The sequence below is a fragment of the Micromonospora sp. CA-248089 genome, assembly GCF_050948515.1.
Taxonomy (GTDB): Bacteria; Actinomycetota; Actinomycetes; order Mycobacteriales; family Micromonosporaceae; genus Micromonospora.
The window spans coordinates 1187292-1207563 of record NZ_CP192016.1 but is presented as its reverse complement, the minus strand read 5'-3'; the positions used below and the strand labels follow the sequence as shown (position 1 = coordinate 1207563).

The 20272-nt window shown below is 72.7% G+C and carries 18 protein-coding genes; 7 read left to right on the top strand and 11 right to left on the bottom strand.

All coding sequences use genetic code 11. The features are described 5' to 3' along the window. Nucleotides 1-7: 7 nt before the first annotated feature. From ACQP26_RS05975 to ACQP26_RS05945, 7 genes are all read right to left on the bottom strand, one after another. Nucleotides 8-754, bottom strand: a complete 747-nt coding sequence (locus ACQP26_RS05975) for an MBL fold metallo-hydrolase (RefSeq protein ID WP_269701795.1) — start codon at nucleotides 752-754, stop codon at nucleotides 8-10. 225 nt (nucleotides 755-979) lie between these two features. Further along, nucleotides 980-1945 (bottom strand): PLP-dependent cysteine synthase family protein, encoded by a 966-nt coding sequence (locus tag ACQP26_RS05970; protein ID WP_433495164.1) that lies wholly within the window; start codon nucleotides 1943-1945, stop codon nucleotides 980-982. Nucleotides 1946-1957: 12 nt separating this feature from the next. Next, nucleotides 1958-2296, bottom strand: coding sequence for a MoaD family protein (locus ACQP26_RS05965; RefSeq protein ID WP_091329859.1), 339 nt, complete (start codon nucleotides 2294-2296; stop codon nucleotides 1958-1960). A 67-nt stretch (nucleotides 2297-2363) separates the two neighbouring features. Then, nucleotides 2364-2852 carry a Mov34/MPN/PAD-1 family protein gene (locus ACQP26_RS05960; protein ID WP_030501847.1) on the bottom strand — a complete coding sequence of 163 codons (489 nt, stop codon included), beginning with the start codon at nucleotides 2850-2852 and terminating at the stop codon, nucleotides 2364-2366. 55 nt (nucleotides 2853-2907) lie between these two features. Next, on the bottom strand, nucleotides 2908-3411 hold the full coding sequence (locus ACQP26_RS05955) for a DUF2017 domain-containing protein (RefSeq protein ID WP_269701800.1): 504 nt from the start codon (nucleotides 3409-3411) through the stop codon (nucleotides 2908-2910). Next, the gene (clpS, locus tag ACQP26_RS05950) at nucleotides 3408-3698 is read right to left on the bottom strand and encodes an ATP-dependent Clp protease adapter ClpS (protein ID WP_018786685.1); all 291 of its coding nucleotides are present in this window, start codon (nucleotides 3696-3698) and stop codon (nucleotides 3408-3410) included. Before clpS ends, ACQP26_RS05955 begins: the two co-directional genes overlap by 4 nt. A 115-nt stretch (nucleotides 3699-3813) precedes the next feature. Next, the gene (locus tag ACQP26_RS05945; RefSeq protein ID WP_433495163.1) at nucleotides 3814-5352 is read right to left on the bottom strand and encodes a hypothetical protein; all 1539 of its coding nucleotides are present in this window, start codon (nucleotides 5350-5352) and stop codon (nucleotides 3814-3816) included. 193 nt (nucleotides 5353-5545) lie between these two features. On the opposite strand from ACQP26_RS05945, the gene ACQP26_RS05940 reads away from it, so the two are divergent. From ACQP26_RS05940 to ACQP26_RS05925, 4 genes are read left to right on the top strand one after another with little or no spacing between them, the layout of a single operon-like run. Then, on the top strand, nucleotides 5546-8218 hold the full coding sequence (locus ACQP26_RS05940; RefSeq protein ID WP_433495162.1) for a LuxR C-terminal-related transcriptional regulator: 2673 nt from the start codon (nucleotides 5546-5548) through the stop codon (nucleotides 8216-8218). A gap of 16 nt (nucleotides 8219-8234) precedes the next feature. Next, the gene (locus tag ACQP26_RS05935) at nucleotides 8235-9521 is read left to right on the top strand and encodes a nicotinate phosphoribosyltransferase (RefSeq protein ID WP_433495161.1); all 1287 of its coding nucleotides are present in this window, start codon (nucleotides 8235-8237) and stop codon (nucleotides 9519-9521) included. Between the two features lie 15 nt (nucleotides 9522-9536). Further along, a complete protein-coding gene (locus tag ACQP26_RS05930; RefSeq protein WP_433495160.1) occupies nucleotides 9537-10118 on the top strand; it encodes an isochorismatase family protein in 582 nt (193 codons plus the stop codon). Nucleotides 10119-10157: 39 nt separating this feature from the next. Next, entirely contained in the window at nucleotides 10158-11399 is a 1242-nt protein-coding gene (locus ACQP26_RS05925; RefSeq protein ID WP_433496094.1) for an MFS transporter, read from the top strand. Nucleotides 11400-12191: 792 nt separating this feature from the next. Here the strand turns inward: ACQP26_RS05925 and ctaD are convergent. Further along, nucleotides 12192-13949, bottom strand: a complete 1758-nt coding sequence (gene ctaD / locus ACQP26_RS05920) for an aa3-type cytochrome oxidase subunit I (protein WP_433496093.1) — start codon at nucleotides 13947-13949, stop codon at nucleotides 12192-12194. Between the two features lie 128 nt (nucleotides 13950-14077). Beyond that, complete coding sequence (locus ACQP26_RS05915; protein ID WP_433495159.1) at nucleotides 14078-15184, bottom strand: FAD-dependent monooxygenase; 1107 nt, start codon at nucleotides 15182-15184, stop codon at nucleotides 14078-14080. Between the two features lie 330 nt (nucleotides 15185-15514). Here ACQP26_RS05915 and ACQP26_RS05910 point away from each other — a divergent pair, with 330 nt between their 5' ends. After that, the gene (locus tag ACQP26_RS05910) at nucleotides 15515-16648 is read left to right on the top strand and encodes a GH12 family glycosyl hydrolase domain-containing protein (RefSeq protein WP_281578862.1); all 1134 of its coding nucleotides are present in this window, start codon (nucleotides 15515-15517) and stop codon (nucleotides 16646-16648) included. 61 nt (nucleotides 16649-16709) lie between these two features. Here the strand turns inward: ACQP26_RS05910 and ACQP26_RS05905 are convergent, their stop codons facing one another. Beyond that, nucleotides 16710-17492 carry an aldo/keto reductase gene (locus ACQP26_RS05905; RefSeq protein WP_433495158.1) on the bottom strand — a complete coding sequence of 261 codons (783 nt, stop codon included), beginning with the start codon at nucleotides 17490-17492 and terminating at the stop codon, nucleotides 16710-16712. 78 nt (nucleotides 17493-17570) lie between these two features. Between ACQP26_RS05905 and ACQP26_RS05900 the strand changes: the two genes are divergently transcribed. Beyond that, entirely contained in the window at nucleotides 17571-18605 is a 1035-nt protein-coding gene (locus tag ACQP26_RS05900; protein ID WP_281578863.1) for a DNA polymerase ligase N-terminal domain-containing protein, read from the top strand. An 8-nt stretch (nucleotides 18606-18613) separates the two neighbouring features. Continuing rightward, the gene (locus tag ACQP26_RS05895) at nucleotides 18614-19795 is read left to right on the top strand and encodes a threonine synthase (RefSeq protein WP_269701811.1); all 1182 of its coding nucleotides are present in this window, start codon (nucleotides 18614-18616) and stop codon (nucleotides 19793-19795) included. Between the two features lie 48 nt (nucleotides 19796-19843). On the opposite strand, the gene ACQP26_RS05890 is transcribed toward ACQP26_RS05895, so the two are convergent. Then, nucleotides 19844-20236 carry a cupin domain-containing protein gene (locus ACQP26_RS05890; RefSeq protein ID WP_013284343.1) on the bottom strand — a complete coding sequence of 131 codons (393 nt, stop codon included), beginning with the start codon at nucleotides 20234-20236 and terminating at the stop codon, nucleotides 19844-19846. Nucleotides 20237-20272 lie beyond the last annotated feature (36 nt).

Genomic DNA, 20272 nt, shown 5'->3' with positions numbered 1-20272 from the left:
GCCGGGCTCAGATCTCGTAGCAGGCGCCGGGCCGCACCACGTCCAGCGGCCCGGCGTACGCCCCGGCCGCCGCCTCCACCGTCTGCGACTCGCTGCCCCAGGCCGGTACGAGATGGGTGAGCAGGAGCCGGCCCACGCCCGCCTTGGTGGCCGCCTCGCCGGCCTCCCGGCCGGTCAGGTGCAGGTCCGGCGGGTTCTCCACGCCGTCCATGTAGCTCGCCTCGCAGAGGAACACGTCGGCGTCCTGGGCCAGGCGCAGCAGCGCCTCACAGGGCGCGGTGTCGGCGGAGTAGCAGAACACCCGGCCGCCGTGCTCCAGCCGCACCCCGTACGTCTCGACCGGGTGGTTCATCCGGTCGACGGTGACGCTGAACGGGCCGATCGGAAACGTGCCCGGCTGGAGACCGTAGAACTGGTAGACGTCCTCCACCGAGCCCTCCTCCTGCCCGTACGCCATGGCGAGCCGGTCGGGCGCGCCGGAGGGGGCGTACATCGGCAGGGGCGGGTACGGGCCGTCCGGCGCGTACCGGCGCACCACCACGTAGGACACGGCGTCGAACATGTGGTCGCAGTGCAGGTGGGTGAGGAGGACGGCGTCGGGGGCGTGCAGCCCGACGTAGCGCTGGAGCGTGGAGAGCGACCCCACCCCGAAGTCGATCAGAAGCCGGAAGCCCTCGGCTTCCATGAGATAGGCCGAGCAGGGGGATTCGGGCCCCGGGAAGCTGCCCGCGCAGCCGAGGACGGTCAGTCTCATCCGGTGGCCTCGATCTCACGATGAGTAGTCGATGCGCCGGCGGCGGCGCCGCCGATGATCTCTACCGACGCGCTCGCCACGCTGCGCAGCCTACGCGTCGCCCCGGTCGAGCAAGAATCATCTGCCGGAAGTTGTCATCAACGTGACACCCATACACGTCCGCTCCGGACGAGACCGGCGATCCGGCCGGCGGGCACGCCACCGACCGGACCGGCCATCGGTCCGTCAGGCCCAGAGCTGACCGTCCAGGGCCTCCTCCGCGTCGGCGAGGGTGCCGCCGTACGCGCCGGTCGAAAGGTATTTCCAGCCGCCGTCACAGACCACGAACGCCACGTCCGCGCGGCGGCCGTCGCGGACCGCCTCGTGCGCCACCGCGAGTGCGGCGTGCAGGATGGCGCCGGTGGAGAACCCGGCGAAGATGCCCTCCACCTCGACGAGCTGACGGGTACGCAGCACCGCGTCCCGGGTGCCCACGGAGAAGCGGCGGGACAGCACCCCGGCGTCGTACAGCTCGGGCACGTAGCCCTCGTCGATGTTGCGCAGACCGTAGACCAGCTCGCCGTAGCGCGGCTCGGCCGCCACGATCTGGATGCCTTCGACCTTCTCCCGCAGGAAGCGCCCGGTGCCCATGAGCGTGCCGGTGGTGCCCAGCCCGGCCACGAAGTGGGTGATGCCCGGCAGGTCCTGGAGCAGCTCCGGCCCGGTCGTCTCGTAGTGCGCCCGGGCGTTCGCCTCGTTGCCGTACTGGTAGAGCATCACCCAGTCCGGGTGCTCGGCGGAGATCTGCTTCGCGGTCGCGACCGCCTGGTTCGAGCCACCCGCGGCCGGCGAGAAGATGATCTCCGCGCCGTACATGCGGAGCAGTTGCACCCGCTCGGTGGAGACGTTCTCCGGCATCACGCAGACCAGGCGGTAGCCGCGCAGCTTCGCCACCATGGCCAGCGAGATGCCGGTGTTGCCGCTCGTCGGCTCCAGGATCGTGTCACCCGGACGCAGCCGGCCGGACTCCTCGGCCGCGCGGACCATGAACAGCGCCGCGCGGTCCTTGATGCTGCCGGTCGGGTTCCGGTCCTCCAGCTTGGCCCAGAGCCGAACCGGCGGCGCCCCGGCGGGAGCCGTCGGCGAGAGCCGGGGCAGCCCGACCAGCGGGGTGCCGCCACACGCGTCGAGCAGGCTGTCGTACCGCGCCATCGCAGGCCCCCCTCAGCGGGCGGCGCGCGTGGAGACCGCGTGCGAGGCGATCGCCGCGGCGGCCGCGAAGCCGAACGCGCCACCGGCCACGGCCGGCAGGACGGTCACGCTGTCGCCGTCGTTGAGCTTGGCGTCGAGCGCGCCGAGGAAGCGGACGTCCTCGTCGTTGACGTAGACGTTGACGAACCGGTGCAGCGCGCCCGCGTCGGTGACCAGGCGCGCCTTCAGGCCGCCGTGCCGAGAGTCCAGGTCGGCGATCAGATCGGCGAGCGTGTCGCCGCTGCCCTCGACGACCTTCGCGCCGCCGGTGTAGCTGCGCAGGATGGTGGGAATGCGAACCTCGATAGCCATGATGTCTCGTGCTCCTCGTTCGGGATCGTGCCAGGTGACGGGAAAAGGAAGGTGCCGGCGCTGAAGGTCAGCGGTCGGAACACTCGTAGTCGACCGTCGCCGGGCTCTGCCCGAACATGTAGGACTGGACGGCGTTCGGGTCCACGGCGGCATCCACGATCTTCACCGGTTCCTCGGTGATCACGCCGTCGACGATCCGGAAGGAGCGGATCTCCTCGGTGTCGGGCTCGCGGGTCGAGACGAGCAGGTAGTGCGCGCCCGGCTCGCCGGCGAAGGAGACGTCCGTACGCGACGGGTAGGCTTCCGTCGCGGTGTGCGAGTGGTAGATGACGACCGGTTCCTCGTCGCGGTCGTCCATCTCGCGCCACACCCGCAACTGCTCCATCGAGTCGAACTCGTAGAACGTCATGGAGCGGGCGGCGTTGTCCATCGGGATGTGCCGGGTCGGGGTGTCACTGCCGACGGGGCCGGCGACCACGCCGCACGCCTCGTCCGGGTGGTCCCGACGCGCGTGGGCGACGATCGCGTCGATGATCGACCGGTCGATGCTCAGCACGCCGCCAAGCCTAGCGCCTGGTCGTCCCGGACTGCGAGGTGGCAACCGTCACCACTCAGTCGATGAGCGCGTTGAGCAGGGATTCCTGGAGATATCCGAGATAGGCGTAGACCGACAGTTGGAACACCCGGGACGAACCCGGGTCCGCGGCCACCGCGTCGTCGAGTTCCTCACCCAGGTCGGTGCCGTCCTTGATCTCCAGGCGTACGCCCATCGCGAGCCGGGCGTCGTTGAGCGCGCGCAGCCACGCCTCGGCCGCCTCCGCGTCCAGCCGCACCTCGCCGCCGGCGTCCCCGTCGGGCAGCGCGGCGAGGACGGCGCCCGCCTGGTCGATCTTGCCGGTCTTGAGATCGCCCTCGGTGTAGCGGCGGAACTCGGCCGTGCCGGCGTCGTCGTCCGGATAGACGTCGGGGAAGAGCCGCCCGACCACCGGATCGCTGTGGTCGAAGCCGTCGGTCAGCAGGCCGACCACCTCGTTGGCGACCTTGCGCAGCACCCGGACCTCGTCCACGGCGAACGTGGCCACGTAGTGGTCGCCGCGGCGGCGGAACATGCTCATGAGCGGTCCACCGTCGCCCACAGCCCGTACGCGTGCAGCTGCGCCGCGTCGTGCTCCATCCGCTCCCGGGCGCCGCTGGAGACCACGGCCTTGCCCTTGTGGTGCACGTCCAGCATGAGCCGCTCCGCCTTCTCCCGGCTGTACCCGAAGAGCTTCTGGAACACCCAGGTCACATACGTCATCAGGTTGACCGGATCGTCCCAGACGATGGTCACCCATGGCCGGTCGGAGACCGGCACCTCTTCGGTGTCCGGCGTCTCGACCGGCGCAACCTGTGGAGCCGCCATGCCCCCCATCGTGCCACCGGATCCGGGGAACCGATGAACCGGAACGGCGCGGCGGTCGTCGTCACCCGCCCGGGCCGCGTACGCGAGCCCGGGTCGCCGTGTGCCGGCGGCGTCGTCAGGCAAGCAGGATGCCGTGGTCGACAGCATCGGCGAGCACCGAGCCGAGCGAGAGACGGATCACCTCGAAGCGGCGGGCCACCTCGCGGGACAGTTCGAGTTCGACCTCGCGCAGCGCGCGCTGGGCCCAGGAGCGAGCGGCGTTCGGGTCGTTGTTGCCGGGTGCCCGCCAGTGCTGCCAGCAGCCACCGTTGAGGGCGACGCCGACCGGCGGGAGCACCTCGTCGCGCTGCGCGCCGGGCAGCCCGGCCAGCGCGTCCATGGCACCGGCGCCGGTGAGCCCGGCGACCCCGGCCGTGCTGGTCACCAGGAGCACCCGGTCCAGCTCGGGGGCGTCCGGGTGGTCGGCCAGGCCCCAGCGCACCGCGTGGGTGATGCGCCGGCGTACGCCCTCGGCCAGCGGCGCGCCGAAGACCCGGGCGGCGGCCTCGTCGACCAGCCCTCGCACCGCCTCGTCGCACTGTGCCGTGGCGAGCAGCGACAGCGCCTCCAGCTCCCGGTCGAGCATCTGCGGCAGGCCGGCGCAGCCGACCCCGAAGACGATCTCCTGCACCACCCGCAGGTGGATGTTCGCAAGTTCCAGGGCGAGGTGCTGGCGGATCCGGCGGGCGCAGGCACGGGCCTGACGGTCGATCCGGTCGGCCAGTTCGCCCGGCTCGACGCCGGCGAGCACCGGCACCCGGCCGTGCGCGCCGGACGGCACCGGCGGGCTGGCGCTGCCGCGGCGCAGCACCTCGTCGGCGGCCCAGTTCACCAGCGCGCGGCGCAGGTGCGGCAGCTCGGCGCGGCGGGCCGGGAACCACCGGGCCGGGGTCAGCGCCGGCACCGCGGCCAGCAGCGCCGCGCGGTGCGCCTCGATGGAGACCGACACCGGGTCGAGCCGCCGGGCGGACCCGGTCCGGCCGGACGACGGCACGTCCGGCGTCCGGACGGCGTCGCCCGGCGCCGGGCCCGTCAGGCCGGGCGTGACGGCGAAGAACACCTCGACGCGGGCACGCGCCACCTCGGCGAGCAGGTGCAGTTCGGCCGCGCTGAACGCCTGGTCGGCGGAGATCACGAAGAGCAGCGCGCCGGCCCGGCCGACGGCGTCGCGCAGCACCCGGCCGCCGGCCACACCGAGCGTGCCGGTGTCCGGCGTGTCGACCACCGCGAAGTGCCGCAGCAGCGGATCGGGCAGGCTCAGTTCGACCCGGCGCGGCGGGCGGGCCAGCGCCGGGCCGGCCGCGAGCGGGTCGGCGCCGTAGGCGTGCGGCTGGCGGTAGCCCGGGACGTACGCGGCGCGGGTGGCGGTGGCGGCGTGCTGGACCAGCAGGTTGCTGCCCGGCGGCACGGCGAGCGTCGCGGCCTCGATCCCGAGCAGGCCGGCGATCAGCTCACGCCGGTTCGCGCCGGCCGGACCGGCGACGACCACCGCCATCGGCTCGTCCGGCCGGGGTTCGGTCACCCCGAGCCGGGTCGGCAGCGGGGCGCATCCGGAGGGCTCGGCCTGACTGTGCGGGTCGGGCACGTCGACCGAAGGGAGCGAACCTGGTGTCATCAGGTGGGCCTCCCGGTCGGGCGACCGGGGTATCGGTCGCGGGTCTCCCCTGGTTGCAGGGGCTGCCGGAAGAGTACGGGTGTCGGCCATCCGACAGCCAACATGTCCGGTACTCACGGGTAATGGACAGATTACTCAACTTCGCTGCGTGACGGTACGCACGCGGACGGAACATGGTCGATATGCTGCGTCGATGAGTAGGTGGGAGTTCGTCGGCCGTACGGATGAACTCAACCGTCTGTTGTCGGCGGTCGGCGGCCCGGAGGGGCGCGGGTTGCTCTTCAGCGGCGACGCCGGGGTCGGCAAGAGCCGGCTGCTGCGCGAGGGGGTGGCCGCGCTCTCCCCCGAGCGGTACGCGATCTGGTCCATCGCGGCCAGTGCCACCACCGCCGCGCTGCCGTTCGGCGGGCTGGTCCAGGTGCTCCCCGCCTCGCAGCCGCAGGGCCTGTCCCCCGCCGGCATCCTGCGCTGGGCCATGGACGTGCTCCAGGAACAGGCCGCCGGCCGGCCCGTCGTGCTCGCCATCGACGACGCGCACCTGCTGGATCCACCGTCGGCGGCGCTCGTGCACCTGGTCGCCCGGTCGGAGAACGCCTACGTGATCGGGACGCTGCGCAACGGCGAACAGGTCCCGCTGCCGATCCGCGCACTCTGGACGGACGACCTCGTCGACCTGGTCGAGCTGGGCCCGCTGTGCCGCAGCGAGACCACCGGGCTGCTCGCCGCCATCCTCGGTGGGCCGGTCGACGCCTGTTCCTCGGACCGGCTGTTCCAGCTCTCCGCCGGCAACCCGCTGCTGCTGCGGGAGCTGGTGCTGGCCGCCGACGACGCGCTGAACCGCAGGTACGGGATCTGGACCTGGACCGGCCGGCTGGGGCTGGCACCCAACCTCACCGAACTCATCGACACGCGGATCGGCCAGCTCACCCCCGGCGTCCGGGGAGTCGTCGAGCTGGTCGCCTTCGGCGAGCCGCTGGGCCTGCAACTGCTGGAACGGGCGGTCGACCCGGCGGACGTGGAGACGGCCGAGGAACGCGGGCTCATCACGCTGGTGCACGACGACCGGCGGCTCAACGTCCGCCTGGCGCACCCGCTCTACGGCGAGGTGATGCGACGGCGCTGCCCGGTCAGCCGCACCCGCCGCCTCCAGGCCACCCTGGCCGGGCTGCTGGAGCAGGTGGGCAAGCGCCGCCGGGAGGACCTGCTGCGCGTCGCGGTGTGGCGGCTCGACTCGGGTACGGCGCAGGACGTGGGCCTGCTGCTCGAAGCGGCGGTGCAGGCGTTCGGCCGGTACGACGTGCCGCTGGCCACCCGGCTGGCCCGGGCCGCGCTGGAGGCCGGCGGCGGCACGGACGCGGCGGAACTGCTCGCCACCATCCTGATGTTCGGCGACCGGCCGGACGAGGCGATCGGCGTGCTCGACCAGGTCGCCGGCGAGATCCACGACGACCGGCGGCGCAGCCGGTGGCTGACCGTCCGGGGCATGGTCAGCTACTGGGGGCTCAACCGCGAGTCCACGGTGGAGGAGATCGCCGCGCGTGCCGAGGAGCTGGACGACCCGGCCGACCGGGCCCGGGTACGCGCGTTCGAGGCCATCATGCGGCTGCACCGGCTCGACGTCGACGTCGCGGTACGGCTGGCCCAGGAGGTGCTGGACCGGCCGGCCGCCCCGATGGCCGCCCGGGAGCTGGCCCGCTGCACGCTCGCCCACCTCCAGGCCGCCCAGGGGCAGTACCAGCTCAGCACCACCGCGATCGCCCGGGTGCAGGCCGAGGCGGCGTGCTGGCGGGCCGACATGCCCTACCTCCAGCTCGCCATGGAACTGGCCCGGGGCACCCGGCTGACGCTCTCCGGCGACCTGCCCGGCATCGACGCGATCGTCGCCGACGAGTTCGCCGACCTGGCGGGCGCCGGCGACTTCCGGCTCGGCACCGGCTACCTGGCCATCCTGCAGGCGTACGCGGCGCGGCTGCGCGGGCGCGGCGACGACGCGCTGCGGACCAGCCTGGAGGCGTGCGCGGTGCTCGCCACCAGCCGGGTGTACGCGGGCCTCGCGCACGCCGAGCGAGCCCAGGCCGCCGCGCTGCGCGGAGACGCGACGCACGCGGCCGAGGCGATGGCCGAGGCGGACCGGACGCACGCGCCGGGCATGGCGGTGCTCTACCCGTGGCTGGAACAGGCCCGGGGCGCGGTCCAGGCCGCCACGGGCGACCTGCCGGGGGCCACCAAGCACCTGTGCGCGCTCGCCGACCGGCTGCGTGAGGACGGCCTGGCCGGGCACGAGCTGCTCGTACTGCTCGACCTGGTCCGGCTGGACCAGGCCGCCGCGCCGGTCGGCCCGACCTGCACCGACGGTGGCCGGCGCACCGTGGCGCAACGCCTGGCCGAACTCTCCGAGCAGGTCGACGGCGTGCTGCCGCCGCTCGTCGCCCGGTTCGGCCGGGCCGCCGTCGACGGCTCCCCGGAGGCGCTGCTCGCCGTCGCCGACGGCTTCGCCGACCGGGAGCTGACCGTGTACGCGGCCGAGGCGACCGCGCTGGCGCTGCACCGGACGCGACACGTCCGCGCCGGCGCCACCGGGCCGATCCGGGACCGCCTGGCCGATCTGCTGCGCCGCTGCGACGAGATCTCCACCCCGGCGCTGCGGCTGCTGCGCCCCACGCTGAGCGAACGGGAGTGGGAGATCGCCCGGCTGGCCGCCGACGGTGTGACCAGCCGCGCCATCGCCGAACGGCTCTTCCTGTCCACGCGCACGGTGGAGAACCACCTCCAGCGCGTCTACAGCAAACTCGGCGTCGCCGGGCGCGGCGAGTTGCGGGCCGCACTGCGGTCCATGCCGGGGCACGACGGCGCGGACCCGGGCTGAACTCTAGGCTGGGGCGGTGAGCTCCCTTCGCCCCGCGCTGCTGACCGACCACTACGAGCTGACCATGGTCAGCGCGGCCCTGCGTGACGGCACGGCCGACCGACGCTGCGTCTTCGAGGTGTTCAGCCGGCGGCTGCCGGCCGGGCGTCGGTACGGCGTGGTCGCCGGAACCGGCCGGCTGATCGAGATGATCCGCGACTTCCGGTTCGACCCGGCGGAGATCGACTTCCTGCGCCGTACCGGAGTGGTGGACGAGCCGGCCGCGCAGTGGCTGGCCGACTACCGGTTCACCGGCGACGTCGACGGCTACGCCGAGGGCGAGCTGTTCTTCCCCGGCTCCCCGATCCTCACCGTGTCCGGCACGTTCGCCGAGTGCGTGGTGCTGGAGACGCTCGTGCTCTCCGTGCTCAACCACGACTGCGCGGTCGCCGCCGCCGCGGCCCGGATGGTCACCGCCGCCCGGGGCCGGGCGCTGATCGAGATGGGCTCCCGCCGGGCACACGAGGAGGCCGCCGTCGCCGCGGCGCGGTCCGCCTACCTGGCCGGGTTCCGGTTCACCTCCAACCTGGCCGCCGGGCAGCGCTACGGCATCCCCACCGCGGGCACCGCCGCACACGCCTTCACGCTCCTGCACGACGACGAGCGGACCGCGTTCGCCTCCCAGGTCGCCACGCTGGGCAAGGACACCACGCTGCTCGTCGACACGTACGACATCGCCCAGGGCATCCGCAACGCGATCGCGGTGGCCGGGCCGGAGCTGCGGGCGGTCCGGATCGACTCCGGCGACCTCGCCGTGATCGCCCAGCAGTCCCGGGAGCTGCTCGACTCGCTCGGCGCCACCGAGACGAAGATCATCGTCTCGGGCGACCTCGACGAGTACGCCATCGCCGCGCTCGCCGCCGAACCGGTCGACATGTACGGCGCCGGCACCGCTGTGGTGACCGGCTCCGGGGCACCCACCGCCGGCCTGGTCTACAAGCTGGTCGAGGTGGAGGGGCGGCCGGTGGTCAAGCGCTCCGAGCACAAGGCCACCATCGGTGGCCGGAAGGTCGCGGTCCGCCGGCACAAGCCGACCGGCACCGCCACCGAGGAGGTCATCGTGCCGCAGGGCGTACCGGACCGGCAGCCGAACGACCGGTTGCTCCAGCACTCGTACGTGGTGTCGGGCGAGCCGGAGACGCTGCCCACGCTGGAGGAGTCCCGGGACCACCTGCGCCAGTGCCTGATCTCGATCCCGTGGGAGGGGCTCAAGCTCTCCGCCGGGGATCCCGCCGTACCGGTGACCGTCGTACCCGCGAGCTGAGGAGGAACCCGTCAGATGGCGAACGCCCTGATCATCGTGGACGTGCAGAACGACTTCTGCGAGGGCGGCTCCCTCGCGGTCGGCGGCGGAGCCGGAGTGGCAGCGGGCATCTCCCGGCTGCTCGCCGCCGAGCCCGACCGGTGGGACCACGTGGTCGCGACGAAGGACTACCACATCGACCCGGGCGCGCACTTCGGCGACCCGCCGGACTACGTCGACTCCTGGCCCCGGCACTGCGTGGTCGGCACCGCCGGTTCCGAGTTCCACAGCGAGCTGGCGACCGACCGGGTGGAGGCGATCTTCCACAAGGGCGAGCACGCGGCCGCGTACTCCGGTTTCGAAGGCCACGCCACCGACGGCGAGTGCCTGGCCGACTGGCTGCGGCGGCACGGCGTGGACCAGGTCGACGTGGTGGGCATCGCCACCGACCACTGCGTGCGCGCGACCGCCCTGGACGCCGCCCGGGAGGGCTTCCGGACCACTGTGCTGCTCGACCTGACCGCCGCCGTCGCGCCGGGCACGCTCGACGTCGCGCTGCGGGCGCTGGACGGCGCCGGGGTGACCATGGTGGGCGAGCCTGTGATCACCGCCGCTTGACCGGATAATCGCTTGCGGGTGTCCTACCCCGGCCCCAGGATGGCGCCGGAGGTACGGACCGTCGTGAACCTGAAGCCTTACCGGGAGGCGCTCGCCCTACCCGGTCTCCGATCGTTGCTGCTGGTGTCGGTCCTGGCCCGCGTGCCGCTGACCGCCACCGGGGTGACGCTCACCTTCTACGTGGTGCTCGACCTGGGCCGCGGCTACGGCGCCGCCGGCCTGGTCGGCGCCGCGTCGACGATCGGCGCGGCGGTCGGCGCCCCGCTGCTCGGGCGGCTCATCGACCGCCGAGGGCTCCGGCCGGTGCTGGTGCTCACCACAGTCGCCGAGGCGCTGTTCTGGTCCGCCGCGCCCACGCTGCCGTACCCGGTGCTGCTGCCCGCCGCGTTCCTCGCCGGCCTGCTCGCCCTGCCGATCTTCTCGATGATCCGCCAGTCGATCGCCGCGCTCGTGCCGGTGGAGAAGCGCCGACCCGCGTACGCGCTGGACTCGATCGCGATGGAGCTGTCGTTCATGGTCGGCCCGGCGCTCGCCGTCGCCCTGGCCACCGCCGTCACGCCGCGCCTGACGCTCTGGGCGGTCGGCGCCGGGATCGTCGGCTCCGGCATCTGTTTCTGGCTGCTCAACCCGCCGGTCCGCGCCGCCGACGAGCAGGCCGGGCCGCAGCGCCCGGTGCACCGCCGCGAGTGGCTCACCCCGCGTCTGCTCGCCGTACTGGCGGTCAGCCTCGCCGGCACGCTGGTGCTCGGCGGCACCGACGTCGCAGTGGTCGCCGTGCTCCGCGCCAGCGGCGAGATCGGCTGGACCGGCGCCGTGCTCGCCGCCTGGGCGGTCGCCTCACTGGTGGGCGGCTTCGCCTACGGCGCGGTACGCCGCTCGTTCTCCCCGCTGGCGCTGATGGCCGCGCTGAGCCTCGCCACCATCCCGGTCGGGCTGGGCGGGTCGCACTGGTGGCTGCTCTGTCTCGCGCTGATCCCGGCCGGAGCGCTCTGCGCCCCCACCCTCGCGTCCACCTCCGACGCGGTCAGCCGGCTGGCCCCGCCCTCCGTCCGGGGCCTGGCCATGGGCCTGCACGGCTCGGCCGTGACAGTGGGCATCGCGCTCGGCGCACCGCTGGCCGGTGCGGTCATCGACGCGACGGCACCCGTGTGGGGCTTCGTGGTCACCGGTGCGATCGGCGCGCTGGTGGCGCTGGCGGTGCTCCCGATCGAGCTGCGCCACCGCCGCACCGCAGCCGTCACCCCAGCCCTCACCCCCGACCCGGCCCCCGCGCCCTTGTAGCCCTCGGCCTCCGCGCCCGCCCTCGGCCTCCGCGCCCGCCCTCGGCCTCCGCCCCCGCCCCGCCCTCCCGAAGTTGACCAAGGAGTTCACGTCCTCCCCAGCGGCGTAGACCGCCCCAAACCCCTTGATCACCGGACGCGGCAGGGGCGTCATCGGGCCTCCCCCGGGCGTGATCAAGGAGTTTGTGTCCCGTCAGCGCGACCAACTGCCACAAACTCCTTGATCACCGCCATCAGCACGAGGGCGCGGGCGGGCACTCCAGGTGTGATCGAGAGTTCGTGCCCTCACCAGCGCGGTGCACCGCCCAAACGCCGTGATGACCGTCCGCCCGCACGGCATCCAGGCGGGCCTTCCCGGGGCGGTGATCAAGGAGTTTGTGTCCGCGCCGGCCCGCTGAATTGCCACAAACTCCTTGATCACGGGGCGCCGCGCGGCGCTGGACCCACCCCGGCCTGACCCGCACGTCTGCTCCAAGGCGGCCCGGGCTAGCCCAACCCGGGCTGGGCTGACCTGGTCGCTGGTCCGACCCGGTGCCTGGTCCGGTGATCATGAAGTTAGCGGGGACAAAACGGACGCCGATCGCCGCCAACTTCATGATCGACGCGAGGGGACGCACGCGGAGGGGGCGCGGGCGGAGGGAGCGCGGGCGGAGGGAGCGCACGCGGAGGGAGCGCACGCGGAGGGAGCGCACGCGGAGGGAGCGCACGCGGAGGGAGCGCGGGTGGGAAAAGGGCGGGCGCCGCGCCCCGGCAAGGGGTGCGGCGCCCGTCTCGACGTGGCGGTGCGGTGGTGCTAGCGCTGGTCGAGGTTGCCTGCGGTGTCCTCCTGGTAGCTGGCGCCACCGTTGACCTCGCTGGTCAGCGGCTTGGCACCACCCTCGGGCGGTCCGGCGAGGCTCTGCCCGGCGGCCAGCTCGGGGAACTTCGCGTCGAACGCCGGCCGCTCGGAGCGGATGCGCGGCATCCGGTCGAAGTTGCGCAGCGGCGGCGGGGAGCTGGTGGCCCACTCGAGCGAATTGCCGTGACCCCACGGGTCGTCGACCTCGACCACCGGGCCGGTCTTGTACGACTTCCAGCAGTTCCAGATGAACGGCAGCGTCGAGATACCGGTGATGAACGCGCCGATCGTGGAGATCGTGTTCAGCGTGGTGAAGCCGTCGGCGGCCTGGTAGTCGGCGTACCGGCGCGGCATGCCCTCGTTGCCCAGCCAGTGCTGCACCAGGAACGTGGTGTGGAAGCCGATCATGGTCAGCCAGAAGTGGATCTTGCCGAGCCGCTCGTCGAGCATCCGGCCGAACATCTTCGGGAACCAGAAGTAGATGCCGGCGAACACGGCGAACACGATGGTGCCGAAGAGCACGTAGTGGAAGTGCGCCACCACGAAGTACGAGTCGTGCAGGTGGAAGTCGAGCGGCGGGCTGGCCAGCAGCACGCCGGTGAGACCACCGAAGAGGAAGGTCACCAGGAAGCCGATCGAGAACAGCATCGGCGTCTCGAACGTGATCTGGCCCCGCCACATGGTGCCGATCCAGTTGAAGAACTTCATACCGGTGGGCACGGCGATCAGGTAGCTCAGGAAGCTGAAGAACGGCAGCAGCACCTGGCCGGTGGCGAACATGTGGTGCGCCCAGACGCTCATCGACAGGGCGGCGATGGCGATGGTGGCGGCCACGAGGCCCTTGTAGCCGAAGATCGGCTTCCGGGAGAACACCGGGATGATCTCGCTGATGATGCCGAAGAACGGCAGCGCGATGATGTACACCTCGGGGTGACCGAAGAACCAGAACAGGTGCTGCCAGAGCATCGGCCCGCCGGTCGCCGGGTCGTACACGTGGGCGCCCATCAGGCGGTCCGCGGCGAGCGCGAACAGCGCGGCGGCCAGCAGCGGGAAGACCAGGATCGCCAGCAGGCTGGTGACCAGCATGTTCCAGGTGAAGATCGGCATCCGGAACATGGTCATGCCGGGTGCGCGCAGCGTCAGGATCGTGGTGATCAGGTTGACCGCGCCGAGGATCGTGCCCAGACCGGAGATGGCCAGGCCGACGACCCACATGTTGGCGCCGACGCCCGGGGCATGGTCGGCGGTGCTCAGCGGCGTGTACGCGGTCCAGCCGAAGTCGGCCGCGCCACCCGGGGCGATGAAGCCCGCGGTGGCGAGCGTGCCGCCGAACAGGTACAGCCAGTAGGCGAACGCGTTGAGCCGGGGGAACGACACGTCCGGCGCGCCGATCTGCAGCGGCACCACGTAGTTCGCGAAGGCGAACACGATCGGCGTCGCGAAGAACAGCAGCATGATCGTGCCGTGCATGGTGAAGAGCTGGTTGTACTGCTCGGGCGACAGGAACTGAAGGCCCGGTTGCGCGAGTTCGGCGCGCATGATCAGGGCCATCAGGCCACCGATCATGAAGAACACGAACGCGGTGACCATGTACATGATCCCGATCTGCTTCGCGTCCGTGGTGCGCAGCAGCCGCGCGATGGCCGACCCCTTGACCGGCTCGCGGACCGGCCAGGGCCGGGTCACGACCGGCTTGGGTGCGACGGTGGTCACGAGTGGCCTCCGGTTCTGGTTGTCCCGCATCGGCGCGCTGGTCATCGGCGCAGCCGTCATCCGCAAGGAGGATAGTCCCCGGTAGGTGGCCTCGCCGCGTGGGGTGGGCGGCTACGATCTCCCGCCCTTCAGAGCGGGCCGGTCAGGAGCCGGTAGTGCTCCCGGAAGATCCTTCCGCCGCGTCCGCGCAGCAACGGGTCGCGCAGCGCCGGCGGCACGTCGCGGGTGCGGTTGCGGTCCCGGGTCCGGTCCCGCACCCAGCGGGTACGCGGGCGGCGACGACTCTCGTACGCGAGCAGTGCGGCGTCGACGCTGCCGGCGGCCCGCAGCGACTCGGCGAGCACGACGGCGTCCTCCAGTGCCATGGCGGCACCCTGGGAGAGCGTCGGCGCGGTGGCGTGAGCGGCATCACCGACGAGCAGCACCCGGCCGTGGAACCAGCGTCCCAGCTCGACCTCCTCGGTGCGCTCGACGCACACGGCCTCCAGCGCGGCCAGCACCTCGGGCACCGGGCCGCCGTAGGAGCCGAACAGCTCGTGCAGGCGGGCCAGCGGATCGGCGGGCAGGTCGGTGCCGGCCTCGTCGGCGTAGCAGTAGAGCCGCCCGGCGCCGAGCGGCACCACCAGGAACCCGGCCCGCTGGCCGAGCAGGGCGGTCCAGTCCGCGATGCGGGGGCCGCCGCGCACCAGGGCGCGGTAGACCACCTGCCCGGCGGGGCGTGGCGGTCCGCCGAGCGCGGCGAGCGTGCGTACCGCCGAGCGGGGTCCGTCGGCGCCGACGACCAGGTCGTACTCCGCTGTGGTGCCGTCGGTGAAGCCGACGGCGACCCCGCCGGGCAGCGGGTCGACGGTGCTCACCTCGGCGCCGTGGCGCACCGCGCCGCCGGCGCCGGTGAGCAGCACCCGGTGCAGTTCGGCCCGGGGCAGCGCCCGGCACTCCCCCACGCCGGCCCAGAGCGCGTCGAGGTCGACCTCGCACAGCGGCGCTCCGGCGGCGTCGAGGAAGCGCTGCCGGTGGATCACCTGGCCGAGCGGGCGCAGCGGCCCGTCGAGGTCGAGCCGGCGCATCGCCCGGGCGGCGTTGCCGGGCAGGTAGAGGCCGCTCTCGGTCGACTCGGTGGGTGGCAGCCGCTCGGTGACGTCGGGCCGGAACCCCGCCAGGCGCAGCGCCCGGGCCACGGCGAGGCCGGCGATGCCCGCGCCGACGACGAGGATGCGCAGGGGGGAACCACCCATCACGGGGTACGCCTCCGGAGGGGGATCGGAACGCGTTGGAGGCAAGACATTACTCGCCGCAACCAGGCGGCGGAAGTGCCCGTGCGCCCTGGCGCGGGCCGCCGGTCGGCGGCGCACCCCGTCCCACCGGCAGGAATCCCGCATCCATCTGGGGGAAGGGGGCGGCCGCGGCACCCTCGCGCGCCACCGGCCGGACGCGGAGCGTTAACGAGCTCGGCGCATTTGCGCAATGATTCGAGACATGTAAATGTGTTCCTTGCACCGTGGGAGCGCTCCCGCCCGTACCACCGACCGAACCGGCGCCGTCCCCGCGCCGAGCCAAGGAGCATCATGAAGCGTCCACTCAGGGCCATCGCGGCGGCCGGACTGCTCGCCGCCGGCACCCTCGTCGCCGTCGCGCTCGGCGGCACCGCCTCCGCCGACACCCAGATCTGCGAGCAGTACGGCTCGACCACGATCGGCGGCAAGTACGTGGTGCAGAACAACCGCTGGGGCACCAGTGCCCAGCAGTGCATCAACGTCACCTCGACCGGCTTCTCCATCACCCGGGCGGACGGCTCCGCGCCGACCAACGGGGCGCCGGTCGCGTACCCGTCGATCTTCGTGGGCTGCCACTACACCAACTGCTCGCCCGGCACGAACCTGCCGGTGCAGGTGAAGAACATCAGCAGCGCGCCGTCCAGCATCAGCTACAACTACGTCAGCGGCGCGATCTTCAACGCGTCGTACGACATCTGGCTCGACCCGTCACCCAAGCGCGACGGCGTGAACCAGATGGAGATCATGATCTGGCTCAACCGGCAGGGCTCGATCCAGCCCATCGGCTCGCCGGTCGGCACCGCCACCATCGCCGGCCGCACCTGGGAGGTCTGGCGCGGCAGCAACGGCTCCAACAACGTCATCTCGTACCTGTCGCCGTCGGCCATCCCCAGCTTCAGCTTCGACGCGCTGGCGTTCATCAACGACACCCGTAACCGGGGCGCGATCACGAACGACTGGTACCTGACCAGCATCCAGGCCGGCTTCGAGCCGTGGCAGGGCGGCGTCGGGCTGGCGGTCAACTCGTTCTCGCAGAACGTCAACACCGGCTCCAACCCGCCGCCGACCTCGCCCGGACCGACCACGCCCCCGCCGTCGGGCGGCGCGTCCTGCACCGTCACCTACAAGGCGGCGAACGTCTGGAACAACGGCTTCACCGCCGACGTGACGGTCAAGAACACCGGCTCCGGCACGATCAACGGCTGGACGCTCAACTACAACCTGCCCTCCGGGCAGACCGTCACCAACGCGTGGAACGCCACTGTCAGCCAGAGCGGCTCCGCGGTGACCGCCCGCAACGCCGGCTACAACGGCACGCTGGCGCCCGGGGCGTCCACCAGCTTCGGCTACCAGGCGACGCTGAACGGCAGCTACTCCGCACCGAGCAGCTTCACGCTCAACGGCTCCACCTGCGCCCGCGGCTGATCACCGCACACGCGAAAGGGGCGCGGTCCGCTGCGGACCGCGCCCTTTCCGTGCGTACGCCTCAGCCGGCGAGGGCGTCGATGTCGCGCATCTCCTCGTCGGTGAGCGAGAACCCGAACACGTCGGCGTTGGCGCGGATGCGTTCCGGCGTGACCGACTTGGGGATGACCACGATCTCGTGGTCGATGTGCCAGCGCAGCACCACCTGAGCCGGGGACACGTCGTGCGCCTGGGCGATGCGGACCAGCACCGGGTCGGACAGATCACTTGTCTTGAACGGGCTGTACCCCTCCAGCGCCACCCCCCGGTCCCGGTGCGCGACGTGCGTCTGCCTGTCGTACAGCGACGGGCTCCAGCGGATCTGGTTGACCGCGGGCGTCTCCTCGGTGGCCTGGATCAGCTCGTCGATCTGCCCGATCGAGTAGTTGCTCACCCCGACCGTGCGCGCCATGTTCTCGTCCCGCGCGGCGAGCATCTCCCGCCACACCGGGATGCTGTCGCCGGGCGCGGACGGCGGCCAGTGCACCAGCCACAGGTCGACGTAGTCGGTGTCCAGGGCGGCCAGGCTGGCCTCGATGGTCTCCCGCTCCCGGCCCACCCGGTCCGGCGGCAGCTTCGTGGTGATGAAGACGTCCTCCCGGCGCAGCCCGCTCTCCTTGACCGCCCGCCCGACCTCCTTCTCGTTGCCGTACATGGTGGCGGTGTCGATGTGGCGGTAGCCGGCGTCGAGCGCGGCGAGCACGGCCTGATAGCCGGCCTCACCGGTGGCCTGCCACGTGCCGAAGCCGAGCAGCGGGATCCGGACGTCGCCGGTGAGCGGAAGGGTGGGCTGGTCGCTGTCCATGTCCCCCGTTCTACCCCGGTTCGTCGCACACACACCGGCATCCCGGCGCGCACGGCGCGTCTGGGGGAGGATGCGGGGATGGCGGACCGGCTGGACGAGTACCGGCGCAAACGGGACGCCGCGCGTACCCCGGAACCGGTGCCCGAGCGGGCTTCCGGGCGGAAGCGGTCCGCGCGGCGCGCACCCCGCTTCGTCATCCAGCAGCACCACGCCCGGAGCCTGCACTGGGACCTGCGCCTGGAGCACGACGGCGTGCTCGCCTCCTGGGCGGTGCCGCGCGGCCTGCCCCGCGACCCGGGTCGCAACCACCTCGCCGTGCACACCGAGGACCACCCGATGGAATACCTCACGTTCCACGGGGAGATCCCGGCCGGCGAGTACGGCGGCGGGCGGATGATCGTGCACGACACCGGCACCTACCGCGCGGAGAAGTGGCGCGACGACGAGGTGATCGTGGTGCTCGACGGCGAGCGCACGAAGGGCCGGTACGTGCTGTTCGCCACTGGTGGCCGGGGCCGGGACTGGATGGTCAGGCGCACCGACCCGGCGCCGGAGGGTTGGACGCCGATGCCCGACCTGGTCCGCCCGATGCTGGCCACCGAGGGCGGACGGCTGCCGCGCGACGCCGACGCCTGGGGGTACGAGCTGCGCTGGGCGGGCGTACGGGCGATGGCGTACGTCTCGGGCGGCCGGCTGCGGCTGCTCGACGGCGACGACACGGAGGTCACCGGGGACTACCCGTGGGCGCGGGCGATGGCCGAGACGCTGGCCCCGGCCGAGGCGGTGATCGACGGTGTGCTCGTGCGGATCGACCCGGCCGGGCGGGTCCGGCCGCCGACCCGGCGCGACGGGCAGTTCCTCGCCGTCGACCTGCTCTGGCTGGAGGGCGTGTCCAGCCTCGACGTGCCGTACGCGCAACGCCGTGACCTGCTCGACGGTCTGGCGCTCGCCGGTCCGCACTGGCAGACTCCGCCGTGGTTCCCGGGAGTCGGCGCGGACGCCCTACGGGCCGCCCGTGAGCAGGGGCTCCCGGGAGTGGTGGCGAAACGCCTCGACTCCCCGTACGAGCCGGGCCGGCGCAGCCGGCACTGGCTGAGCATCGACGCGAGCTGAGGACCACCGTGCACCTGACGCACCTGGAGTGCCCGCGCTGCGGCAGTGAACACCCGGCCGACGTGGTGCAGAACCTGTGCGCCTGCGGCTCGCCGCTGCTGGCCCGCTACGACCTCGCCGCGGTGGCCGCCACCGTCGCCCCGGAGCAGTTCGGGCTGCGCCCGGCGGACCTGTGGCGCTACCGGGAACTGCTGCCGGTGGCCGATCCCCGGTTCGTCACCACGCTCGGCGAGGGCTGGACGCCGATGTGGCGGGCGCCGGCGTACGGCCACGAGATCGGCATCGCGGACCTGATCGTCAAGGACGAGGGGCTGACCCCGACCGGATCGTTCAAGGCGCGCGGCGCGTCCGTGGGCGTGAGCCGGGCCCGGGAGCTGGGCGTGGAGCGGATCGCCATGCCGACGAACGGCAACGCCGGTGCGGCCTGGGCCACGTACGCGGCGCGGGCCGGGATGGGCGCGACGATCGCCATGCCGCTGGCCGCGCCGACGATCTGCCGCGAGGAGTGCCTCGCCGCCGGGGCCGACCTGCGGCTGATCGACGGCCTGATCAACGACGCGGGCCGGGAGATCGCCGCGCTGATCGCCGGGGCGGACGGACGGATCTTCGACGCCGGCACGCTGCGCGAGCCGTACCGCCTCGAGGGCAAGAAGACCATGGGGTACGAGATCGTCGAGCAGCTCGGCTGGCAGGTGCCCGACGTGATCGTCTATCCCACCGGCGGGGGCGTCGGACTGATCGGCATCCACAAGGCGCTGCACGAGCTGCGCGAGCTGGGCTGGGTGGAGGACCGGCTGCCCCGGCTGGTCGCGGTGCAGTCCACCGGGTGCGCGCCGATCGTGCGGGCGTTCGCCGCGGGCGAGGAGCGCGCCACCCCGTGGCAGGACGCGCGTACCGTCGCGTTCGGCATCACCGTGCCGGCCCCGCTCGGCGACGAGCTGGTCCTGTCCGCGCTGCGGGACAGCGCCGGCACCGCGGTCGCCGTTGACGACGCGGAGATCCTCGCCGACCTGCGGGACTTCGCCGCCCGGGAAGGGCTGCTGCTCTGCCCGGAGGGCGCGGCCTGCCTGACCGCCGCGCGGCACCTGCGGGCGGGCGGCTGGATCAGGCCCGGTGAGCGCGTGGTGGTGCTCAACACCGGCGCCGGTGTCAAGTATCCGGGCCTGGTGCAAGGAGGGGCCCCTTATTAACGTCTCCGGTAGAGCAGGGGCCCCCGCTTAACACGTGCGCACCGGGCGTCAGGACGTCGGCGGCTCGTCCTCGCCCGCCTCCTCGGCGGCGTCCGCCTCCTCCTTCGTCTTGTGCACCGCGCCGTCGGCATGCTCCGGCGGGCCGTAGACGGTGTAGAGCACCAGCGGGTTCGGTCCGGTGTTGACGAAGTTGTGCTTCGTGCCGGCCGGCACGACCACCAGGTCGCCGGAGACGACCTCCTTCTTCTCCCCGGCCACCCGCGCCTCGCCGGTGCCGCTGACGAACGTGAGGATCTGGTCGATGCCCTCGTGGACCTCCTCGCCGATCTCGCCGCCCGGCGGAATGGTCATGATGACCAGCTGGGTGTGCTCCCCGGTCCAGAGCACGCGGCGGAAGTCGGGACTCTTCTCGGCGACGGTCGCGATCGTGAAATGCTCCATGGCCCGCTCATACCCCGATCACGCGCCCGCCACGCC

Excerpts from the sequence above, each read along its gene's own strand:
- ACQP26_RS05975 (WP_269701795.1), bottom strand. The coding sequence starts at position 754 with ATGAGACTGACCGTCCTCGGCTGCGCGGGCAGCTTCCCGGGGCCCGAA.
- ACQP26_RS05970 (WP_433495164.1), bottom strand. The coding sequence starts at position 1,945 with ATGGCGCGGTACGACAGCCTGCTCGACGCGTGTGGCGGCACCCCGCTG.
- ACQP26_RS05965 (WP_091329859.1), bottom strand. The coding sequence starts at position 2,296 with ATGGCTATCGAGGTTCGCATTCCCACCATCCTGCGCAGCTACACCGGC.
- ACQP26_RS05955 (WP_269701800.1), bottom strand. The coding sequence starts at position 3,411 with ATGAGCATGTTCCGCCGCCGCGGCGACCACTACGTGGCCACGTTCGCC.
- clpS (WP_018786685.1), bottom strand. The coding sequence starts at position 3,698 with ATGGCGGCTCCACAGGTTGCGCCGGTCGAGACGCCGGACACCGAAGAG.
- ACQP26_RS05945 (WP_433495163.1), bottom strand. The coding sequence starts at position 5,352 with ATGACACCAGGTTCGCTCCCTTCGGTCGACGTGCCCGACCCGCACAGT.
- ACQP26_RS05940 (WP_433495162.1), top strand. The coding sequence starts at position 5,546 with ATGAGTAGGTGGGAGTTCGTCGGCCGTACGGATGAACTCAACCGTCTG.
- ACQP26_RS05930 (WP_433495160.1), top strand. The coding sequence starts at position 9,537 with ATGGCGAACGCCCTGATCATCGTGGACGTGCAGAACGACTTCTGCGAG.
- ACQP26_RS05925 (WP_433496094.1), top strand. The coding sequence starts at position 10,158 with ATGGCGCCGGAGGTACGGACCGTCGTGAACCTGAAGCCTTACCGGGAG.
- ACQP26_RS05915 (WP_433495159.1), bottom strand. The coding sequence starts at position 15,184 with ATGGGTGGTTCCCCCCTGCGCATCCTCGTCGTCGGCGCGGGCATCGCC.
- ACQP26_RS05910 (WP_281578862.1), top strand. The coding sequence starts at position 15,515 with ATGAAGCGTCCACTCAGGGCCATCGCGGCGGCCGGACTGCTCGCCGCC.
- ACQP26_RS05905 (WP_433495158.1), bottom strand. The coding sequence starts at position 17,492 with ATGGACAGCGACCAGCCCACCCTTCCGCTCACCGGCGACGTCCGGATC.
- ACQP26_RS05900 (WP_281578863.1), top strand. The coding sequence starts at position 17,571 with ATGGCGGACCGGCTGGACGAGTACCGGCGCAAACGGGACGCCGCGCGT.
- ACQP26_RS05890 (WP_013284343.1), bottom strand. The coding sequence starts at position 20,236 with ATGGAGCATTTCACGATCGCGACCGTCGCCGAGAAGAGTCCCGACTTC.